This is a genomic window from Streptomyces sp. NPDC042346 (genome assembly GCF_055581845.1).
In genome coordinates this window covers 95,595-116,151 of sequence record NZ_JBVJEH010000005.1, presented here as the reverse complement: position 1 = coordinate 116,151, position 20,557 = coordinate 95,595, and the positions used below count along the sequence as shown (strand labels likewise).

General features: G+C 71.5%; 20 protein-coding genes. 12 read left to right on the top strand and 8 right to left on the bottom strand.

Features of this window, described 5'->3' with window-relative positions; all coding sequences use genetic code 11:
* Positions 1-55: 55 nt before the first annotated feature.
* Positions 56-664, bottom strand: coding sequence for a non-oxidative hydroxyarylic acid decarboxylases subunit B (locus tag ACZ6K0_RS22120; RefSeq protein WP_376403753.1), 609 nt, complete (start codon positions 662-664; stop codon positions 56-58).
* A 113-nt stretch (positions 665-777) separates the two neighbouring features.
* On the opposite strand from ACZ6K0_RS22120, the gene ACZ6K0_RS22115 reads away from it, so the two are divergent.
* Positions 778-1,245 carry a MarR family winged helix-turn-helix transcriptional regulator gene (locus ACZ6K0_RS22115; protein ID WP_376403755.1) on the top strand — a complete coding sequence of 156 codons (468 nt, stop codon included), beginning with the start codon at positions 778-780 and terminating at the stop codon, positions 1,243-1,245.
* Positions 1,246-1,481: 236 nt separating this feature from the next.
* Entirely contained in the window at positions 1,482-2,537 is a 1,056-nt protein-coding gene (locus ACZ6K0_RS22110) for a zinc-binding dehydrogenase (protein WP_469229782.1), read from the top strand.
* A gap of 7 nt (positions 2,538-2,544) precedes the next feature.
* On the opposite strand, the gene ACZ6K0_RS22105 is transcribed toward ACZ6K0_RS22110, so the two are convergent.
* Complete coding sequence (locus tag ACZ6K0_RS22105) at positions 2,545-3,273, bottom strand: GntR family transcriptional regulator (RefSeq protein ID WP_376403759.1); 729 nt, start codon at positions 3,271-3,273, stop codon at positions 2,545-2,547.
* Between the two features lie 177 nt (positions 3,274-3,450).
* Here ACZ6K0_RS22105 and ACZ6K0_RS22100 point away from each other — a divergent pair, with 177 nt between their 5' ends.
* The 6 genes from ACZ6K0_RS22100 to ACZ6K0_RS22075 all read left to right on the top strand — a co-directional run bounded on the left by ACZ6K0_RS22100 (position 3,451) and on the right by ACZ6K0_RS22075 (position 10,444).
* Positions 3,451-5,559: an alkaline phosphatase D family protein gene (locus tag ACZ6K0_RS22100; RefSeq protein WP_469229780.1), complete on the top strand. Its 2,109-nt coding sequence runs from the start codon at positions 3,451-3,453 to the stop codon at positions 5,557-5,559.
* Between the two features lie 213 nt (positions 5,560-5,772).
* Positions 5,773-6,690 carry a phosphate/phosphite/phosphonate ABC transporter substrate-binding protein gene (locus ACZ6K0_RS22095; protein WP_376403763.1) on the top strand — a complete coding sequence of 306 codons (918 nt, stop codon included), beginning with the start codon at positions 5,773-5,775 and terminating at the stop codon, positions 6,688-6,690.
* Positions 6,690-7,403 carry a phosphonate ABC transporter ATP-binding protein gene (locus ACZ6K0_RS22090; RefSeq protein ID WP_376403765.1) on the top strand — a complete coding sequence of 238 codons (714 nt, stop codon included), beginning with the start codon at positions 6,690-6,692 and terminating at the stop codon, positions 7,401-7,403. The genes ACZ6K0_RS22095 and ACZ6K0_RS22090 overlap by 1 nt, the downstream gene beginning before the upstream one ends.
* Complete coding sequence (phnE, locus tag ACZ6K0_RS22085; protein ID WP_469229778.1) at positions 7,400-8,272, top strand: phosphonate ABC transporter, permease protein PhnE; 873 nt, start codon at positions 7,400-7,402, stop codon at positions 8,270-8,272. The genes ACZ6K0_RS22090 and phnE overlap by 4 nt, the downstream gene beginning before the upstream one ends.
* Before the next feature lie 22 nt (positions 8,273-8,294).
* Entirely contained in the window at positions 8,295-8,948 is a 654-nt protein-coding gene (locus ACZ6K0_RS22080) for a phosphonatase-like hydrolase (RefSeq protein ID WP_376403769.1), read from the top strand.
* 239 nt (positions 8,949-9,187) lie between these two features.
* Positions 9,188-10,444: an extracellular solute-binding protein gene (locus ACZ6K0_RS22075; RefSeq protein ID WP_469576755.1), complete on the top strand. Its 1,257-nt coding sequence runs from the start codon at positions 9,188-9,190 to the stop codon at positions 10,442-10,444.
* 144 nt (positions 10,445-10,588) lie between these two features.
* On the opposite strand, the gene ACZ6K0_RS22070 is transcribed toward ACZ6K0_RS22075, so the two are convergent.
* Both ACZ6K0_RS22070 and ACZ6K0_RS22065 read right to left on the bottom strand, forming a co-directional pair.
* Positions 10,589-11,788, bottom strand: coding sequence for a S8 family peptidase (locus tag ACZ6K0_RS22070; RefSeq protein ID WP_376403773.1), 1,200 nt, complete (start codon positions 11,786-11,788; stop codon positions 10,589-10,591).
* Positions 11,789-12,080: 292 nt separating this feature from the next.
* Positions 12,081-13,514: a tetratricopeptide repeat protein gene (locus tag ACZ6K0_RS22065; RefSeq protein ID WP_469229776.1), complete on the bottom strand. Its 1,434-nt coding sequence runs from the start codon at positions 13,512-13,514 to the stop codon at positions 12,081-12,083.
* 148 nt (positions 13,515-13,662) lie between these two features.
* Between ACZ6K0_RS22065 and ACZ6K0_RS22060 the strand changes: the two genes are divergently transcribed.
* From ACZ6K0_RS22060 to ACZ6K0_RS22045, 4 genes are all read left to right on the top strand, one after another.
* The gene (locus ACZ6K0_RS22060) at positions 13,663-14,640 is read left to right on the top strand and encodes a hypothetical protein (protein ID WP_376403777.1); all 978 of its coding nucleotides are present in this window, start codon (positions 13,663-13,665) and stop codon (positions 14,638-14,640) included.
* 687 nt (positions 14,641-15,327) lie between these two features.
* Positions 15,328-15,684 (top strand): hypothetical protein, encoded by a 357-nt coding sequence (locus tag ACZ6K0_RS22055; RefSeq protein WP_469229774.1) that lies wholly within the window; start codon positions 15,328-15,330, stop codon positions 15,682-15,684.
* Positions 15,685-15,805: 121 nt separating this feature from the next.
* Positions 15,806-16,189, top strand: a complete 384-nt coding sequence (locus ACZ6K0_RS22050) for a BlaI/MecI/CopY family transcriptional regulator (protein ID WP_469229772.1) — start codon at positions 15,806-15,808, stop codon at positions 16,187-16,189.
* The gene (locus ACZ6K0_RS22045; RefSeq protein ID WP_469229770.1) at positions 16,186-17,178 is read left to right on the top strand and encodes a M56 family metallopeptidase; all 993 of its coding nucleotides are present in this window, start codon (positions 16,186-16,188) and stop codon (positions 17,176-17,178) included. The genes ACZ6K0_RS22050 and ACZ6K0_RS22045 overlap by 4 nt, the downstream gene beginning before the upstream one ends.
* 71 nt (positions 17,179-17,249) lie before the next feature.
* Here the strand turns inward: ACZ6K0_RS22045 and ACZ6K0_RS22040 are convergent, their stop codons facing one another.
* The 4 genes from ACZ6K0_RS22040 to ACZ6K0_RS22025 all read right to left on the bottom strand — a co-directional run bounded on the left by ACZ6K0_RS22040 (position 17,250) and on the right by ACZ6K0_RS22025 (position 20,253).
* A complete protein-coding gene (locus ACZ6K0_RS22040) occupies positions 17,250-18,191 on the bottom strand; it encodes a M56 family metallopeptidase (protein WP_469229768.1) in 942 nt (313 codons plus the stop codon).
* Between the two features lie 266 nt (positions 18,192-18,457).
* Positions 18,458-19,120: a hypothetical protein gene (locus ACZ6K0_RS22035; RefSeq protein WP_469229766.1), complete on the bottom strand. Its 663-nt coding sequence runs from the start codon at positions 19,118-19,120 to the stop codon at positions 18,458-18,460.
* An 83-nt stretch (positions 19,121-19,203) separates the two neighbouring features.
* A complete protein-coding gene (locus ACZ6K0_RS22030; RefSeq protein WP_376403790.1) occupies positions 19,204-19,758 on the bottom strand; it encodes an RNA polymerase sigma factor in 555 nt (184 codons plus the stop codon).
* Positions 19,759-19,836: 78 nt separating this feature from the next.
* Entirely contained in the window at positions 19,837-20,253 is a 417-nt protein-coding gene (locus ACZ6K0_RS22025; RefSeq protein ID WP_469229764.1) for a hypothetical protein, read from the bottom strand.
* Positions 20,254-20,557: the final 304 nt, after the last annotated feature.

The window sequence follows — 20,557 nt, the reverse complement described above, 5'->3', positions numbered from 1 at the left end:
GGAGTACGGAGGGGTCCGGAGTCAGGCGGAGTCCGGAGTACGGAGGGGTCCGGAGTCAGGTGGGGTCTGGAGTACGGCGCGGCGGCGCCGTGCGGTGCGCGGGCACCTTCATGCCCTGCCACCGCCGGGCGGTGGGCATGTCCAGGTCGAATTGGTCCAGGATGCGAGCGACGACGTGTTCGACGACATCGGCGATCTTCGAGGGCCGGTTGTAGAACGCGGGGACCGGCGGCATGACGACGGCGCCCATCCGCGTCACTTCGAGCATGTTCTCCAGGTGGACGGCCGACAGCGGCGTCTCCCGGGCGACCAGGACGAGCTTGCGCCGTTCCTTGAGCGTCACGTCCGCGGCCCGGCCGATGAGCCCTTCGCCGTAGCCGGTACGGATCGAGGCGAGTGTCTTCATGCTGCACGGCACGACCACCATGCCGTCCACCCGGAACGAGCCGCTGGAGATCGACGCCCCCTGATCGTCCGGGCTGTGACACACCGAGGCGAGCGCCTGCACGTCACGCAGCGTGTAGTCGGTCTCCTGCGCGAGCGTGGCCCGCGCCCAGCGGCTGACGACCAGATGTGTCTCGACCCCCAGTTCCCTCAGGGACTCCAGCAGGCGAACTCCCAGGGGCGTGCCGGTGGCCCCGGTCATCGCGACGACGAGCTTCACGCCACCACCTCCTCTCTCTTCCGGACCACACACAGTTATGGCGTGTGCGTCCTAATTCCTGGACGGTATAGTACGTGTACGTCCTAATCAATTCGACGGAGCGGCGGCGGACCATGCCGGCACAGAGCCAGGACCCCCACGACCTGCTGACCGCGATCGGCGGTCTCGGCCCCTTGGTCCGCCAGCTCAACCAGGTGCACACGCGCCTCTGGTACGAGCAGGTGCACCAGGATCTGACGGGGCCGCAGTTCACCGTCCTGAGCCTGCTGGACGCCCGCGGCACCATGGATCAGGGCATGCTCGGCGCCCTGGCCAACCTCGACAAGTCGACGATGGCGCCCCTCCTGGACCGCCTGCGGAAGCGCGGGCTGGTGGACATGGCCAAGGACGACGCCGACCGACGGCGAAAGCTGGTGAGCATCACCCGGGCCGGCCGGGAACTGGCCACCGGCCTGGCGCCCGCGGCCATCGCGGTGAGCGACCAGATGCTGGCGCACTTCTCCCCGCACGAACGGGACGAGTTCCTCACCCTGCTGCGCCGCGCGATCGAGGGGCCGCGGAGGGACACCCCCGCGACGTGACCAGCACGACCGCCCAGCCGACTCCACTCCACTCCACTCCACTCCACTCCAGCAAGGAAAGCCCGGCCATCCAGTGGAGCCCGGGCAGAGGCCGAGGGCTCCACTCCGGCACGGGAGAGCAACTTGTCAAGACAAGTGCTTGCCCCGCCGGGCCGTCTCGTGCCATGTTGAGCGCTGTGACACCTCTGACACTCCCCCCTGACACCGTCCACGCCCGATGCGCACGCTGGGAGGGTGTGGGCCGGCCGTTCTCCGTCGTCTCCGTCGGGACACCCCGCACACCCGGCGCCGGCGAAGTCCTCGTACGGATCGATCTCGCGACCGTGTGCGGCAGCGATCTGCACACCGTCGGCGGACGGCGGGCCTCCCCCGTGCCCGCGCTCCTCGGGCACGAGCAGGTGGGCACGGTGATGGCCGTCGGCGCAGGTGGTCCGCGCTGCGCCGACGGGACTCCTGTCGCCCCCGGCATGCGGGTGGTGTGGTCCGTGACCGCGTCGTGCGGGACGTGCGACCGGTGCGGACGCGGCATGCCCCAGAAGTGCCGACGGCTGCTCAAGTACGGGCACGAGCCGTGGGACGAGAGCGCGCCGCTGACCGGCGGATTCGCCACCCATTGCGTCCTGCTCCCCGGCACGACCGTGGTCTCCGTCCCCGACGCCCTGCCGGACGCGGTGGCCAGCCCCGCCTCGTGCGCCACGGCCACCGTCGCCGCCGCGCTCCGCGCCGCCGGACCGCTCGACGGGCGGCGCGTACTCGTGACCGGCGCGGGCATGCTCGGGCTGAGCGCGGTGGCGATGGCGCGGGAGGCCGGGGCGCACGTGGTCGCGATGGACCCGGAGCCGCGCCGGCGGGAACAGGCCCTGCGCTTCGGGGCCGCGGAGGCGCGGGACACCGGAGCCGCACCCGGCGACGTCGACGTGGCCCTGGAGCTGTCCGGACAAGCCGAGGCCGTGGAGACCTGCCTGGCCGCCCTCGCGGTGGGGGGCGGGCTCGTCCTGGCGGGTTCGGTGTCGCCGGGGAGGCCCGTCGCCCTGGACCCCGAGCGCGTCGTACGCGGCCTGCACTCCGTGGTCGGTGTCCACAACTACCGGGCGGAGGACCTCCAGACCGCGGTGGACTTCCTCGCCGCACACCACCGCACGTACCCGTTCGCCGAGCTGATCGGCGGGACCTACCCCCTGCACGCGCTGGACGCGGCCGTGGAGGCCGCTCGCCACGCGGCCGAGCCGCGGCAGGCGATCGCGCCCGCCCTCCAGGGCCTGTCCGCCGGATCACGGCCGGACAGGCCCTAAAGGTCCGTCACAGCATGGCGGTGCGTGAACTGCGGGTGTTGGTGACCGTGATGGTGGCGACGTCGGGGCGGTAGCGGTCGTCGGACCACTCGATCGGGACGCCCTGGGAGTCGGTGGTCAGCCGCCGCTCCCGCAGCAAGGGCGAACCCTCCGGCACGTCGAGGAGCTGGGCGTCGACGGCGTCGGCCGCGACCGCGTCGAAGGTGTGGCGGGCGGAGTGCAGATCCACGCCCTGCCCGGTGAGCAGGGCGTAGATCGATCCGGCGTCGAGATCGGCGTCGATGAGCAGGCGTCCGACGGGCGCCGTGTAGGTCATGCGTTCCAGCATCGCCGGACGTCCGTCGAGCAGCCGCAGCCGCAGGAGCTGGACGGCGAGCTCGTCCGGGTCGATCTGAAGTGCGGCGGCGACCTCCGGCTCGGGCCGCCGCCGTGCGATCTCCTGGAGCCGCTGGCCCGGCGCGTACCCCGTCATCTCGGCGCGCCGGGTGAAGGAGAGGAACGACTCGAAGGGCTGGGCCGGGACGGCGTCGAGCACCACGGTCCGCTTGCCCTGCCCGCCGCCGATCAGCCCCTCCTCCCGCAGCGAGGCCAGGGCCTGGCGCACCGGGCCGCGCGACGCGGAGAACTCCTCGCACAGCTGCGACTCCGAGGGGAGCGGCTCGCCGATGCGGATCTCTCCGCTGCGGATGCGTTGACGCAGCGTCGCCTCAATGGCCCGGTGCAGGGGTGTCGCCATGCACGTGACCTTACTGGTTCCCCCCTGCCGATCAGCGGGTTCCCTGAACCGGTGAACTTCAGATGACTTGTAAATACAAGCTATTGAATCCGGTCCACCACCTCTGCCAGCGTTCCTCCCGGGACGGAACCGTCCGCACACCCACCCGCGCCACCCGCGCCTCCGAGGGGACGAGACATGACCGAAAAGGGCTTCGACAGACGGCTGTTGCTGACCGGCGGTGTCGCCGCCGCGCTCGTCGCCGCCACGCCGACCACCGCGACCGCCACCGCAGCCGCCACCACGACCGCCACCGGTACCGCGACGCCGTCCGCCGCGGCCGGCCCGCTGCGCGCCGCCGTGCTCGAGTACGCCGACCAGTGGACCAAGGCCACGGGGCTGGCCGAGTTGCTGCGGCGGGCCGGCTTCACCGTCGTACCGCTGGACCTCACCCGGTCCGCCGTCGACCAGCCCGAGCCGGTGGACCTGATCGCCTTCGGCAGCTTCACCAACAACGACCCCCGCTACGCCACCTACCTCTCCGCCCACGGCGGTTCGCTGCGCTGCTTCGCCGAGGGCGGCCGGGTCGTCCTGGACCTGGCGCAGTCCGACCAGTTCGGCGCGGAGGTGTCGTACCTCCCCGACTCCCTGGGCGCGGTGCGCACCGATGCCGACTACGACACGATCCACCCCGTCGTCGCCGACCATCCCCTGGTCGCGGGGCTTCGCACCAGCGGCGGCCGGCTGTTCACCGGTCGCAGCACCTCGATGCGGGTCAGCTGGGAGACCGTCGGCACATGGCGGTCCCTGCGCGTCCTGATGGCCTGCGCCGCCACCGGCCACCCGCCCGCCCTGCTCGAAGGCGCCCACGGCGCCGGGCGGTTCCTGATCACGAGCCTGACGATCGACAAGTGCTTCGACGCCACCGGCGCACCGGTCCAGCCGGAGCTCGCCGTGGCGGACAGCGTCGCGTTCTTCGAGGCGCTCGCCGGCTACGTGGGCCTCGTACGGGAGGGCAGCGCGCCCCCCGTCACGCCGACGCCCATGCCGCCCGACCCGGCGACCGGCCCGCTCGTCGGACACGTCGACTTCACGACCGCCCGCGTCTGGGCGCGCCCCGGCCTCGATCCCACGCTGCACGCCCGCTGGACCTGTACGTACCAGAAGGAGAAGGGCGTACCGCACTCCGTCGAGGCGGCGCTGTCGACGGCCAACGACAACACCCTGCTCTTCGACCTCCGCGGTCTGAACCCGGACACGACGTACGAGATCGTCATCGCACCCGCCACCCCGGTGGCCGGCTTCACCCCGCTGACCGGCTCGTTCGCGACGTCTCCCGCCCCGGGCCGGCCGGCCGTCGTCACGATGGGGATGGGCTCCTGTGCGCCGTCGACCCCGGACCACGTGTGGACCAGGATCATGGACGAGGGCTGCGACAGCTTCGTCCTGCTCGGCGACACACCCTACCTGGACACCTCGGACCTGACGGTGGCCCGCCGCAAGCACCGGACGTTCCTCCAGCAGCCGGAGCTGGCGCGGCTGGTCGCCTCCCGGCCCGTCTGGGCGACCTGGGACGACCACGACTTCGGTGGTAATGACAAGCACGGCGACCACCCGGGCAAGGGCAACAACCGGACCGCGTTCGTCGACTACCGCGCCAACGCCACGTTCGGGCACGACGCCGACGGCGCCGGCCTCACCACACGCGCCGACGGCCTCGGCGTCTACACCTCCTTCCGCCGCGGCCCCATCGAGGTCTTCCTGCTCGACCCGCGCTGGTTCAGCCGTACGGAGGCCAGCTGGGCCGACCCGGCCAAGCCCGGCTGCCTCGGGCAGGTGCAGTGGGACTGGCTGCGCGAGCGACTCCTCCGGAGCACGGCCCCCTTCAAGGCGCTGGCCAGCGGCATGATCTGGGACGACAAGCAGAACGGGGAGTCGGACGACTGGGGCACCTACGCCCACGAGAAGGAAGCGCTGCTCGACTTCATCGCCGCCGAGCGGATCCCCGGCTGCTTCCTCATCGGCGGGGACATCCACGTCTCCCGTGCCCTGAACTACGGCCCGCGCGTGGGCTACGACCTGTGGCAGTTCATCGTCAGTCCCCTGCACAGCAGCACGATCCCGAGCCTGAACGTGCCCAGCCCGTACCTCGTGCACAGCGCGGTCGAGCCGCACGTGTTCCTGAAGCTGGTGGCCGACACGACCGGCGCCATGCCGACCCTGACCGCGACGTGGATCAATCGCGACGGGCGCCGCCTCTTCGAGGTGCGCCGCACGGCCGCCGACCTGGGGCATGTCAGCACCTGACCCGTACGGCAGCCGCGTCCCAGATGAACAGCCGATGACTTGTAGATACAGGCTCTTGACCCGGGTCGGCCCGCGCTGAGACCTTCGTCCTGGCCGGCCCGGCGAGATCTCCGCCGCAGCACCGCCCTCCCCCTCCCCCTCTCCCCCTCCCCCCCTCCCCTCTCCCTGCCCCCCTTCTCTTCTCGCCAGCCCGCAATCATCCCGGAGTACACCGTGTCCGTCCGTCGTCTCGCCCTCGTCGGCTCCGTCGTCGGCTCCCTCGTCGCCGCGCTCACCCTGACCGCCTGCGGGAGCGACGACTCCGCCGGGGCGGAGTCCGCCACCTGTCCCGGCGGCAAGGTCCGCTTCGGTGTCGAGCCCTTCGAGGACCCCGAGCGGCTCACGCCCGCCGCGAAGATCCTCGCCGACGCGCTGGGCGAGAAGCTGAACTGCCCCGTCGAGCTGACCATCACCGAGGACTACTCCGCCGAAGTCCTCGCCATGCAGAACCGCAAGCTCGACATCGGCATCTTCGGCCCCCTCGGCTACGTCTTCGCGGAGAAGCGGGCGCACGCCGAGGCGGTCGCCTCCTTCGGCGACGCGAACGGCAAGCTCTCCAGCTACACCGCCGGCATCTGGGTCCCCAAGGACTCCCCGCTCACCTCCATCAAGGACCTGCGCGACCACAGCCTCGCCCTGGGCGCGCCCGGTTCCACCTCCGGTGACGCCCTGCCCCGTAAGGCCCTCCTGGACGCCGGCCTGGCGGCGGACGACGTGAAGGTCAACTACGCCGGCGGCCACCCCGAGGCCCTGCTCGCCCTCAAGAACGGCGCCGTGGAGGCCGCCGAGATCAACTCCCAGCAGCTGGCGAGCGCCACCGCCGCGGGGACGTTCGACCAGAGCGGGTTCCGCCGGATCTGGACCTCGGACCCCATTCCGAACGACCCGATCACCGTCCGAGGCGACCACTCCCCCGAGTTCAAGAAGGCCGTACGCGAGGCGCTGCTGAAGCTCCCCTCCGACAAGGTCGCCAAGATCGGCGCGCTGCTCGACGTCGACCCGCCGGGCCCTCTGGTCGCCGTCGACAAGTCCACGTACCAGCCGCTCTTCGATCTCGCCGAGACGCTGAAGCTCTCCGAGAAGGACGTCTGATGCTCGCCCTGTCCGGCATCACCGTGCGGTACGGCGAACGCCGCGTCCTGCACGGTGTGGACGTCCGCGTCGCCCGCGGGGAGCTCCTGACCGTGCTCGGCGCCAACGGCTGCGGCAAGTCGACGCTGCTGCGCGCCGCCGCCGGTCTCGAACCGATGGAGTCCGGCCACGTGACCGTGGACGGCAAGCCCGCGGGCCCGCTCGACATCGCCATGATCTTCCAGCACATCCACCTCGTCCGCCGTCGCACCGTCCTCGACAACGTGTGCGCCGGCGCCCTCGGCCGGCTGTCGCTGCGCCGGTCGCTCGTCCCCGCGCTGTTCCCCCGCGAGTTGCGCGAGGAGGCCATGGCCTGCCTGGACCGCGTCGGCCTGGCCGACCGTGCCCACGACCGGGCCGGCAGCCTCTCCGGAGGCCAGCAGCAGCGCGTCGCCGTCGCCCGGGCCATGTGCCAGCGGCCCCGGGTCCTGCTCGCCGACGAGCCGGTCTCCGCGCTGGATCCCGCCGCGTCCGAGCAGGTCCTCGCGCTGCTCGCCGAACTCGCCCGGGTGGAACGGCTGGCCGTCCTCGCGGTGTTGCACCAGCCCTCGCTCGCCGCCCGGCACGCCGACCGGGTCGTGGGTCTGCGCGAGGGCCGGGTGGTCCTCGACGGGGATCCCCGGCAGAGCGTCGACGTCCTGTACCAGCCGACGGTCGTGGAGGCCGCGTCATGACCCTCGTCGACCCCGACACCTCAGCCGACCTGGCCGCCCCGGTCGACGACGGCCCGGCCGACCGCGACGTACGCCGTCTGCCGGTGCCGCCCCGACCCCGCCGTCCCCGCAGGGACGTGAAGGTCACGGTCGTCGCCGCCGTGGTGGTGGCCGTGCACGTGATCGCGTGGAACGCCACGGACGTGTCCTTCGCCGCGCTGGTCGAGGGGTGGCGCGGCATGGCCGACTTCCTCGGTGAGGCCTTCCCGCCGGACCTCTCGTGGGAGGTCCTCGAACCCAGCCTGTCGGGCGCGCTCGTCACGCTCTGGATCGGCCTGCTCGGTACGACGCTGTCCATACCGTTCTCGCTGGTCCTGGCCCTGCTCGCGGCGCGCGGCACCTCGCCGTCCACCGGGGTCTACCAGGGAGCGCGGTCGGTGCTCTCGTTCCTGCGGGCCGTGCCCGACGTGGTGTTCGCGCTGATCTTCGTCACGGCCGTCGGTCTCGGCCCGTTCCCCGGCGTGCTCGCCCTCGTCTGCCACAACGTGGGCGTGATGGGCAAGCTCTGGGCCGAGGCGCTGGAGGACGCCGACCCCGGGCCGTCGCGCGTCCTGCGATCGGCGGGAGCCGGCCGGATCCAGATCGCCGCGCACGCGCTGCTGCCGACCGTGACACCCCAGCTCGCGGGGCTGCTGCTGTACCGCTTCGACGTCAACGTACGGTCGTCGCTCGTGCTCGGCCTGGTGGGCGCCGGCGGCATCGGGTTCCTGATCAACCAGTCCATCCGGCTGTTCAAGTTCGACGAGATGCTCACCCACATCCTCGTGGTCGTCGTCATGATCGTGGCCGTCGACCGGCTGTCCGCCGCCGTCCGCACCCGTCTGTCCTGACCCCCCTTCCGAAGGAACAACGATGATCAGCCTGGCCGTACTCGACATCGCCGGCACCACGATCGACGAGAAGAACGCGGTGTACGGCGTCCTCGCGTCCGTGGTCGCGGACCACGGCACACGGGTCGAAGAAGCCGACATCCGGCGCTGGATGGGGGCCGACAAGCGCGAGGCGCTCGCCGCTCTGACGGGCGACCCCGACTCGGTGGAGGACCTGCACTCCACGTTCGTCGACCGCCTCCACGACGTCTACGCCACCGTGCGGCCCGCTCCCCTGCCGGGCGTCCCCGAGGCACTCGCCGCGCTCCGCGCCGCGGGCGTGCGCGTCGTCCTCACCACCGGTTTCGACCGACAGGTCACCGACCCGCTGCTCGCGGCGGTCGGCTGGCGCGTGGGCGACCGTCTCGACGCCGTCGTCTGCGCCTCCGAGGTGGCAGCGGGCCGCCCCACGCCGCACATGATCCACCGCGCGATGGAGCTGACCGGGGTCACCGACCCCGCCGAGGTGGTGGTCGCCGGCGACACCGCGCTCGACATCCGGGCCGGGCACGCGGCCCGGGCGGGCATCGTCGCGGGCGTCCTCACCGGGGCCCAGTCCCGCGACGAACTCACCGCGGAACGCCCCACCCACCTCCTCGACGGCGTGCACGAACTCCCGGCCGTCCTGCGCCTCTGACCCACCGCCCGCCGCGCCCCCCTCCCCGACCCCGCCGGGTTCCCTGAAGGAACGAGGTCTTCTACGCGCGTCCAAGGGGCCCCGGCATATCGGAAAACACCATGCGGAATCCCGTCACTTGGAGCTATGACCACAACGTGCGGCAGGGGGCGCAATTCCCCCTCTGACCAGGAGAGAATTTCAGCCGCACTGTCCAAAAAGATCCAAAGGAAAGACCCATGCGACGAAGACTCTCCGGTTTGACGACCTCCGTGGCCGCGTTCGGACTACTGGGTTCCCTCGTCACCGGCTGCGGCTCGTCCGACAGCGACGCGACGACGTTGCGCCTGGTGGCACCCGAGTACGGCGCCGGCCCCGCGACCACCTCCAAGGCGTACTGGGACAAGCTGACCACGGCCTTCACCGCCGCTCATCCCGGCTTCAAGGTCGAGGTCACGATCCACCCGTGGGCCGACATCGACCGCCAGGTCACCCGCATGGTGCAGGACGGCAACGCCCCGGACGTGGCGCTGATGGGTGCGTACTCCGACTTCGCCGCGCAGGGCCGCCTCTACGCCGCCAGCGAGGTGATGTCGGTCAGCACGGAGGCGAACTTCCTGCCGCCCCTCGCGGAGGCGGGCTCGTTCGACGGCGACCTCTACGGCCTGCCCTTCGTGGCAAGCAGCCGACTGCTCTTCTACAACGAGGAGCTGTTCGACGAGGCGGGCGCGAAGCCGCCGAAGACCTGGTCGGAGCTGAAGGACGCGGCCCAGGCGCTGAAGCAGGAAGGCGTGCTCTACCCGTACGCCCTCCCCCTCGGCCCCGAGGAGGCGCACGCCGAAGCCCTGATCTGGGAACTGAGCAACGGCGGCGGGTACACCGACGAGAACAGCGGCGGGTACAGCATCGCGTCCGAACAGAACGCGCGGACATTCCGCTGGATCAAGGACAACCTGGTCGTCCCGGCCCTGACCGGCCCGGTCCCGCCGGCCGAGCTCAACCGGCAGGACGCCTTCGACGCCTTCCTGCGCGGCGACGTCGGCATGGTCAACGGCTATCCCTCACTCCTCCACGAGGCGACGGCGAAGGGCATGAAGGTCGGCACCCTGCGCATGCCGGTGTCGGACACGCTGGACGTCAGGGAGACCCCGCCCGCGGCGGGCGTCGCCGACTGGATGATGGCCTTCAAGCACGACGGCAATCGCGAACTGGTGGGCTCGTTCCTGAACTTCGTCTACCAGGACAAGAACATCAGCGAGTTCGCCGGGCGCTACCACCTGTTGCCGTCGACGGTGTCCGCCACCGAGACGTCCCAGTACGCGACGGACCCCAGCGCCGAGCAGTTCCTCAGCGCACTGCGCACCGCCCGGCTCTACCCGGTCGACGACCCGTCCTGGCTGCAGGTCAGCGACACCATCAAGCGGAACATCGGCAAGGCCGTCGCGCCCTCCGCCGACCCGAAGGCCGTCCTGGAACACATCGCCCAGCAGGCCCGGGACGCAACGCAGCAGAGGTAGCGGTCCCCGAAAGTGGAGGGTCGGGAGATCACCCATGGTGGCCGACACACAAGGAGGTGGCCCTCCATGGCGCGGAGGGCCACCTCTTGTCGGTCGGTTCACCGGCGTGCGGCCGTCACGCCGGGCCGTGGTGCGACGGTGCCGTTACGGGGCGACCTTCAGCAGCTTGTTCGCGGTGCCGGAGGAGGCGTTCTTGATGGCGTCCGCGGTGGCCGCGCCGGTCAGCGCGGCGGCGGTGTCGGCGGGCGTCGCGGACGGGTTGGCCGCCAGGTACAGGGCGGCGGCACCCGCCACGTGCGGGGCGGCCATGGAGGTGCCGGAGATCGTCTTGGTGCCGGTGTCGCTGTCGTTCCAGGCGGACGTGATGTCCGAGCCCGGCGCGTACAGGTCGACCACCGCGCCGAAGTTCGAGAAGTCCGACTGCTCGTCGTCCTTGGTGCTGGACGCCACGGTGAGCGCGTCCGGCACCCGGGACGGCGAGCCCTGTCCGGCGTCGGAGGACTCGTTGCCGGCCGCGACCGCGAAGGTCACGCCTGAGTCGATGGCCCGCTTCACCGCCGCGTCCAGCGCCTCGTCGGCGCCGCCGCCGAGGCTCATGTTCGCGACCGAGGGCCCGGAGTGGTTCTGGGTGACCCAGTCGATGCCCGCCACGACCTGTTCGGTGGTGCCGGAGCCGTTGTCGTCCAGGACGCGCACGGCGACGACCTTGGACTTCTTGGCGACGCCGTGGGAGGTGCCGGCGATGGTGCCCGCGACGTGGGTGCCGTGGCCGTTGCCGTCGTCGGCGGTGTTGTCGTTGTCCACGGCGTCGAAGCCGTGGCTGGCCCGGCCGCCGAAGTCCTGGTGCGAGATCCGTACGCCGGTGTCGATGACGTACGCGGTCACGCCCTCGCCGCCGTTGTCGGGGTAGCTGTACTTCTGGTCGCCCGCCGTGTCGGCCTGGTCGATCCGGTCCAGGCCCCAGGACGGGGGGTTCTCCTGCGTCGCGTTGATGCTGAACCGCTTGTTCTGGACGACCGTTCCGACGGCGGGGTCGGCGGCGAGGCGCTTGGCCTCCTCGACGCTGAGGCCGGACGCGGAGAAGCCGTTGACCTCGGAGCCGTAGGAGCGAACGAGGGTGCCGCCGTACTTCTTCGCGAGGTCCGCCTTGTTCGCGGATGCGTCGAGGATGACGACGAAGCTGCCGGAGACGGCGCCCGGGGCGCCGAGACCGTGCACGGTCCCTTCGGCCGGGGCGGCCGCTCCGGCGATGTTGCTCGCGAACAGCGCCGCGGCGGCGGCGCCTGCCACACCAGTGGCTATGGCCGCGTTGCGAAGACCGTGGGATCGCTTGTGAGTTGCCATGAAAGGGGATCTCTCCTCGTGTTGACGTGTGGGGCGTCAAACGTTCGAGAGAACCCTGTGCAGGTTGGCAGGAGCAAATCAAGTGCGTACCCGAGGTTCGGACTTGTTCAACAAGGTTTCTTAATGATCTCTCCGCACCGTCTCCACGTCGCACACGTGGTCTGGCGAACTCCCGCCTGAAATGGGCACGTTCTCACCGCCCCCGCCGGGCCGGGCTCGCTGCGCGGCGAGCGGGACGGTTACGAGCCCGGCGCCGGCGCCGGCGTCCAGGGTGAGGACGAGGAGTGACGCCTCACAGATCGGTGCCCGGCAGGAGGGTTTCGGCGGCTGCCGCGGCCGCGTCCCTCTCGTGGTCGCGAGCGACGGCGGCCAGGGCGGCGTCGCCCAGGGCATCGGCGAGGCGAGCCCGAGCCGCCCAGTTGTACGAACTGTCGGGCCGAAGCCCGATCCGCTCGCTGATGAGCGCACGGGCCAGTTCGTGCCGTCCAGAGCTGAGCGCGGAGTCGAGCAGGGTCTTCTGGAGCGCGTCGCGCTGCGCGTGACTCCCTCCGAACGCGTGCAGCCTACGGCGCAGCGGCCACAGGATCTCCACGACGGTGGCGTGCTTCCCTTGCCCGTGCGCCACCAGCGCTTCGCACACGGGCAGACCGATGTCCGCGGTCATCCGCCGGTTGGTGACGGAGTCCGGCCCTCCCTGGGCAAGCCATCGCCGCCGGTCGGCGATGAGCCGCTCCGCCTCCCCCAGCCGCCCGGCACCCACATAGGACATGACGGCGTGCACGTCGTTGAACGCGTAGAAGGGGGGATCGGCCCGCGAAGCCCACGCGTCTGCCAGGGCCCCGCAGCGGAGGCCGGAATCCCCTCCCCCGAGCCTGATCCGCCACAACAGCGCTGCGGCATCCAGCAGTTCCATGGCCTGACCGGCCGACGAGTCGTTGTGCAGCGCGGCGTCGTAGATGCTCAAGGCGGTGCCGGTGTCGCCCGCCTCCAAGGCGTACAGGGCGTAGTGCCACCAGTTGTGGACGTTGAGGTAGTTGCCCCGCGCCCAGTCGTCTCGGCGCGCATCGAGGTAGCCGATGCCTTCCGACACCCGTCCCTGCATCTCATAGGTGTGCACCACGGCGTGGATCGCCCAGACGTCGCGAGGGTTCTGCTCGACCGCGGCGAGCCCCGCCTCCTCGGCCAGGCGGTAGTGACCCGACTCCTCCAACCCGAACGCGTACATGCCCAACACCAGGCCACGGTGAGGATCGGCGGCGTCCCAGGCCGAGAGGGCTCCACCGATGCGATCACGCAGGCGGACCGAGTCACCGGTGAAGAAGTCCAGTTGGTGCCCCACGGCCAGGGCGAGCGCGTCCCTCGGGTACGCCAGGGACAGCTCCTCCAGCAGCCCGCCGGCGCGAAGCAGATCTCCGGCCAGCCACGCCCCGGCCGCGGCGACGTGCAGGCGCTCCCGCGCGGGCAGGGACGAGACGTCCACACCGGCCGCGTACCGGTCGAACCGCCGCCGCGCGGCGAGGGCGTCGCCCGGCTCCGTGCCCAACGCCCCCAGATAGGCCGCGAAGGACTGGGCGACGGGCGAGGTCGGCGCGCTTTCGAGAGCGTCGGCGACCGCTTGCTCCACCTCGGGGCTGAAGTGGAGCAGGGACTCGACGGCTCGGTCCAGGTGTGTGGCCGTCTCCAGGGTGCATGCGTGCAACGGGTTGCCGTACTGGTCTGTCACCATCAGGGGTCACCTCGGCGCGTCGACGGGGTGGTGCGAGGAGCACGGCAGCACGAGCGTCACCGCACCTCTCGACCGGGCGCCCCGCCGCCGGACGTCCAGGACCTAGGATGCCCGGGTTCGGACGTGCAGGACATCGGGGGTAAGTGGCATGAGCGGTTACGGCAGCGGTGGGTACGGCGACCCGGCGGACAGCGGCGGCGCGTACCTACGGCAGGGACACCCCCACGCTCCTCCGGTCCCCCCGCCGGGACACCCGAACGCCCACCCCCGTCCGCCGCAGGGATATCCGTACGCACAGTCCGGCCCTCCGCCGCAGTACCCGTACGCGTACCCGTACCCGCCGACCTACACACCGGTCCCGCCGCCGCGCGCAGAGCCCTCACGGGCCCGGAAGATCCTGCGCGGCCTCTACAACCCCCTGTACGCCGCCCAGCGGACCTTCCGTCCCTCACGTCCCGGGATCGTCGACGATCGGGAGGTCCGCAAGCTCCAGTTGTGGCGGACCGGGCTGGGACTCGTCGCCTGGGTGGGTTTGATGCTCACCTACAACGCCATCGCGAGTGCCGACGACGTCCAGGGCGTGGCGAGCGACCGCCTCGACCAGAGCTGGTCCAGTGTGCTGGTGCTGGTCTGCACCTTCCCCGTGGTGGTCGGCGCCTTCGTGGCAGCCGCTCGGGACGGCCTGCGCCGGGTGTACCTGCGCCGGGCCCTGCGCCCCCTCGGCTCGGTACTGGCCATCATGGCGTCCATGGGCAACTCCGCCCTCGCCATGGCCCCGGAGTTGGCCGGACTGCGGGAGGCCGTGGGGCTTCCCGGCAGGACCGTCATCATCGTGCTGTGCCTGTGGTCGATCACCTTCGCGCTCTACGGCATCGGACTGTCATTGGTGCACGTGTTCCGCACCGCCGACATCCACGAAGTGCTGCCGCCGATCCTCGCCGGCGTCCTGGTGTGGGAGATGGCCCTGCTGGATGTGATCACCGGTGCTTACGCCCAGGTCCCGACGGGCGCCCGGATGATCTTCATCCTCGGCGCCCCCGTCACGGTGACGGCCCTGTCGTGCTGGGAGCTGTACCGGCTGCGGCGCAACCACGGACTCACGCTGCGAACGGCCCTGCGCCGCTGACCCCTTCGGCCGCGTGCCGGACGACCACGCGCGAGCGGCATCGAGCCGGTCTCGTGCACGGCACGGGCGCGACTCGCGTGCCGTGCAGACAGCGACTACAGTGATGTAGACAAACGGTAGAGATGATGCGCGGCGCGCCGGACACATTCGCCCGGCATCCCGACACTCGCGCTCACGGGTGCGGCGATCGACCCCCGCTTCCCTTCTCCGCGGCTCGCGCAGAACGCCCCATGAAGGCGATGTGTCCCGAGCTTTGGAGCAGTCGCAACCATCAGCCCCTCCCCTACGGAGAGCGGCTGTGTTCGCGGGCCACCAGACGGGCCGAATCGGACAGGGCGCCGCGAAGGAGGGTCGATGCAATCCCGGAACAGGGGGGATCCACTTCTGATCGCGGTTTCCGGTCCGGACGGGACAGGGAAGTCCTCGTTGGTCCGGCGGGAGGAGGCCCTCCTTCGCGAGCTCGGCTGGGCCGTGGGAACCACGTACTGCTACGGCTGCTTCCTCTGCCGCCGGTTCCGTACGCCCCCGCGGGCCACGCAACAGGGCCAGGGAACGTCGAGCGCGCGCGGACGCACCCGCAGTTGGCCGTGGCTGCGCCGCGTCCACGCCCTTGTCGACGCGGGCGAGCTGGACCTGCGAACGCGCGTCGCGCGGATGGCGGTGGCGAGACGGGCAAGGGGGCGCCCCATGGCCGTGGTGACAGATCGCGGACCGCTGGACGGACTCGTCAAGTTCGATCTCCGGCCACGACTTCCTTCAGCCGTCTACTTCGCGCGGCTCGCCGACCGTTACGACGTGACGCTCCTCGTCGAAACGACGCCCGCGACCCTGAAGCGTCGCGGCTGGGACGACGCGGCCGGATCGCCCGAGGCATGGTGGGCCCGCTATCACCTCTGGGCGGCCCGGATACCCCGGGTGACGCCCGTCGACGGTGGGCCGGCCCCCGCCACCGTGGCCCTCAGCGCCTTGGACATCGTGGTGTCCGCCGCCGGTGGACCTCCAGGCCCCTACCTGAACCCTGCCGGTGCGTACCAGCAGCGATAGATTAGGTACACCTGAGAAATACGTATATCTACGTACATCAGCGCAGTCGCCCGAACGGGCGGTCCGAGAGCCGCACGGGGCCGACTGCGCGGAGCAAGGGTGCGGGGAGATCGGGCCGAGAATGTCGGGCAAGGGTCAGGACGAGAGACGGCCGAGCGGCGAGCTCGTCGCGGACGTGCTGGCGGCGCTGTGGAAGTCGGGCAAACCGATGACCACGCAGGAGGTGAACGCCGCCCTCGACAAGGGCCTGGCCAGGACGACGACGGCCACCATTCTGACGCGGCTGTACGAGAAGGGGACCTTGCGCCGAGTCCCGGCCGGGCGGGGATTCGCCTACGAGCCGGAGGAGGACGCGGCCGGGCTCGTCGCCGGCCGGATGCGGCGGGTGCTGGAGAGTGAGCCGCAGCGTGATCTGGTGCTGAAGCGGTTCGTGTCGTCGCTGACCAAGAGCGATGAGGAAACGCTGCGGCGTCTGCTGCTCGCGGCCGAGGACGGACCGTCGTGACGTTCGTCCTCGTTCTTGTGCTGCTGGTCCTGGTCTTTCCCTGGGGCGGAGCGGCGATCGCCAGGCGTCTCGCCTCGGTCCTGCCGCCCCGCTCGGCGTGCTGGGCGCTGACGGGGGCGGCGGTGCTCTTGGCCGGCGGGACGATCGCCGCCCTGATGGGGCTGTTCCATGTGCCGTTCCTGGCATCCCAGGAGCAGGTGCCTCTGCGGCGGGTGGTGGAAGTGTGGCCCGCGGCGATTCCGTTCGCCGGTATGGCCGGGGTGGTGCTGCTCGTTCAGTCGGTGCTGCTGATGCGCCGGTGGATCACGCACCGTTCGCTGCTCAAGCGGGCCTGGCTGACTGCCGAGGAGGGAACCGGGGACGGGGATCTGCTGGTGGTTCCGGGTTCTGACGTGGATGCATTCGCGCTGCCCGGGTACCGGGGCCGCCGCGGCCGGATCGTCGTGACGTCCGGGATGGTCCGGGTCTTGAAGGATGGCGAACGGGAGGTTCTGCTGGCGCATGAGCGGGCCCACCTGGACGGGCGTCACCACCTGCTGTCGGCCGTCGTGGATCTGGCCGCCATGGTGCACCCCGCCTTGCGAAGCCTGCGTGAGGCGCTGGCCTTCCACCTGGAGCGGTGGGCGGACGAGACGGCCGCGGCGGTCGTGGGCGACCGGCGGGTGACTGCCGCGGCCATCGCGCGGGCGGCACTGGCCAGGGCGTCGCGCGGCCGTGCGGACGGTTATCCGCTGCTCTCGGTGACGAGCGGCCCGGTGCCGCAGCGGGTACAGGCTCTGCTGCTGCCGGAGCCAGCCGCACCTCGGGGAGGCGCACGGCGGGCTCGTGCCCTGGGGATGGCCGTGACGGTGGCCGCCGTGGCGCTCGGTTCGCTGGCTCTGGCGTACGGGCTGCACGAGTACGTGGAGTACTCGGCGAGTCAGCTGCTCGGCGCTCCTTCGGGCTCCTCCGGCCTGTGGAGTGCGCTCGACACGCTGTTCGGCTCGTAGCCGGGCGGATCACGGGCCGAGGACCTGCCGCGCAGCCCTGCCCTCAGCAGGGCCCGCTGCGGTGCGGCCCGTCATTCGGAGGGATGCTCGCCCTGGGCGATCTCCACCCCTCGGTGCAGCCAGACGGCCCCGGCGGCGGAGGAGACGCTCGCCGCGGAGCAGAGCAGGATGACGGCCAGCAGCGCAGGGGCCATGCGGCGCGTGGGCGCCTGAGCGAGGAGTGCCCTGACTCGTGCCGGCACCGGTCCGGTGGTAGCCCGTGCGGCGAGGACGGGGAGTTCCGGTCCCGCCGGACGCGCGCTCACCGCAAGGGCGGCGCGGCCGACGGCGCGGGCCGCCAGGCGGCGGTCCCCGCAGGCCCGGGCGGCGGTCTCGTCGGCGGCCCGTTCGACCGCGAACGAGACGTGTGGGACGACGGCCGCCAGGGCCGGGTGGCACCAGCCGGCCAGCCGCGCGAGCCCGAGGAAGAGGTGGTGCCGGCCGGCCAGGTGGGCGCGTTCGTGACCGAGGAGCGCCTCGCGCTCGTGGCTGTCGAGGGCCCGGAGCATGCCGGCGGTGACGACGATCCGCCCCGTGCCACGAGGCCCGCCGGGCAGCGCGAAGGCATCCGGGCGGTCGTCGTCGATGACGCACATCCCCCCGGCCTCGGGGAGCCCCGCCACCCTGCGGCGGGCCGTGCGCAGCTGGGCCGCTTCCGCCAGGGCTCCGCGGACGGCGGCCGTCAGGGTCACGGCGAGGGCGCCGGCCGCCACGGCGGACGCCGTGGACACGAGGACTGCCGGACCGGCCTGGAGCGGCTGGAGGAGGTGCAGGAAGGCCGCGAGCCGAGGAACACGGACCGCGAGCGGGAGCAGCAGGACGCCGAGGCATGCGACGACACCGAAGGCCAGTGCGGCGTCGGCGCCCGTGATCGCCACGAGGGCGATGTCCGGCCGCACGCGCTCGACGGTCCTGCGCGCCAGGGCCGGCAGGGCACAGGGCAGCAGGAGGGGGATGAGGAGGAGGGCGATCATGGACGCTCTTCCCGCAGAAGGCGGCGTAGGTCGGCCTCGTCGTCGGGGCTGAGGCCCTCGACGAAGCGGGCCAGAACGAGGCTGCGATCGGGGTACCGGGAGTGGCGTCAGGTCGACATGTCCACACCCGAGTTCATCTACCGCGTGGTGGCTGATCCGCAGTTCGAGCCCTTCTCGATCGCGGCCCTGGTACCGGAGCCCTTCTTCGCGCCCGCTCCGGAGAGCACGTTCTGAGCTTGACGTCAGTTCGTCGGACGTGACCGGGCCTACGGACGGCCGGGGTCATTCCTGACCTCGGGGTGGTCCGGGCCGTGGTCCCGGCCGTCGTGCGTCGCCTCGGGAACGCCCTTTTCACGGGCCGGAGATCGGCCCGTGAGCGTCTCGCAATAGACCGGCACGGCCTCCTTCCCACCAGCCGCCTCGACCAGGCGCCGAAAGGCGGTGGAATCCGAGGACTTGCCCGCGAGCCCGGCCTTCTGCTCGTACGCACGGCACAGCGCCTCGTGGCTCTTCGCGGCACCCGGAGGCACCCGCTCCAACCCCGTCGGCCCCGGCACGGAGGTCTCCCGTACCGGTGCCGTGGACGGAGCCGGTGCCGTGGACGGAGCCGGTTCCGAGGGCGGTGCGGGCTCGACGGCATCCTTGGGCGATGTCGGCACGACCGCGCTGACACTCGGCTCGGGACGGCGTTCCGGCGCATCCGGAAGAGGACTCGGGAGGTGGCCCGTGGCCACTGCCACGCCGCCCAGCGTCATGCCGGAGACCAGCGCGACCAGCACCGCTCGTGGCCAACGTCCCGTACGTCGGTCCGCGACCGGCCGCCAGTCGTCACGGCGGCGCGTCCGAGGCGCGCCCGACCCGGAGTGCATGCCCGCGTCGCGAGCGGCGCTGAACGCGGCGACCGCCTGTTGCGCCTCGTTCTCGCTCATGGGCTGGTTCGGACGCAGGGCAGCCCTCAACGCCGCCGCAGCCGCGTCGCTTTCGTGGTCGTCGTCCCCTGCACGGCCCCGCCTCATCTGTCACCTCCCCGTAGCTGGTTCGCCAGTCGCCTCAGTCCGCGATGCGCAGCGGACCGTACCGCACCGGGCCGTTTGCCCAACACTCGCGCCGCGGTCGGCCCGTCGAGTCCGACCACCACCCGCAGGAGCACGGCCTCCGCCTGCTCCCGGGGGAGGCCGGAAACCAGCTCTAACACCCGTCCGGTGGAAAGCGTCTCCATGGCATCGCCCGCGGTGTCCCGCTGCGCGGGCAGTTCCAGCACGTCCTGGTCGAACAGGTCGTGGCGCGGCCGGGAACGCACTCGCCGAAGGTGGTCGAGCGCCCGGTGACGGGCGATGGTCGCGGTCCAGCCGCGGAAGCCCGCGCCGTCACCGCGGAACCGTCCGAGGTCCCGTGCTATCTCCAGCCAGGCGTCGGAAGCGACGTCCTCGGCGTCCTGGCCGACCATCCCCCGCAGGTATCCCAACAGCCCCGGGTGCAGGATGTGGTACGCCTCGGCGAACGCCGCCTCGTCGCCGGCTTGGGCTCGCTCGACAGCATGCCCCAGCGCAGCATCGTGAGCCTTCATCGGTGCCAGTCGATCTTCCTGCCGGACGTCGTCTAGGAGCGCGGCGGCTGACAGCGCCGTCAGACCGCTCCCGGCCCGCTACCTTACGCGTCCGGCGGCGCACCCCGTGAGGGGGGACGTCCGGGCTCGCCCCGGGAACAGGAAGGAAAGCTCGTGCATGGACTCGGCGGCGCCCCGCTCGAAGCGGTTCACGACCTTGCCCAGCGGGTTCCAGGCCCGCCCGTCCGTGCTACGGACGCCGACCGGCTGCTGGAAGAGCCCGTAGGTCTCCTCGTCGAAGTCGACCCAGCGCGCGCCGTATCTGCGAACGAACACCTCGCCGGCGTAGGCGCCGAGCCCTTGGAGGGTCTGTCTGACGGCGGAAGGGTCGTCGGTCGTCCGTCGCAGCCCGTCCACCACGCGGTCCACGATGCGCAGGCTGGTCACCGAGTAGTCCAGCGGCAAACGCGCCCTCGCCGTCGCGCGGGAGACGAAATCGGCGGCATGCCCACTCATCTCGGAGGCTCGTAGCGTCCGACTGTCGCGGTCCATCATTCCCACCCCTCGTACGCGAACCGGCGCGGCGCCCGGTCCTCCGTGGTCCTCGGAGGGCACTGGGTTCTTCGTGGCCCTCGCGGAATCCAGCGGAACGCGAACAGGGATCATCACGGCTTCGCGCTGTGATCACCGCCACATCCCGAGGACAACCGGCAGTGGACAGGGGATCCCGCATCGACGCCGAGTGCTTTTCAGAGACATCACACTCAGCCGGAATCATCGGCGTCCCGGGAAGGGCCGGTGGGGCGGGCGGTCGCGGAGG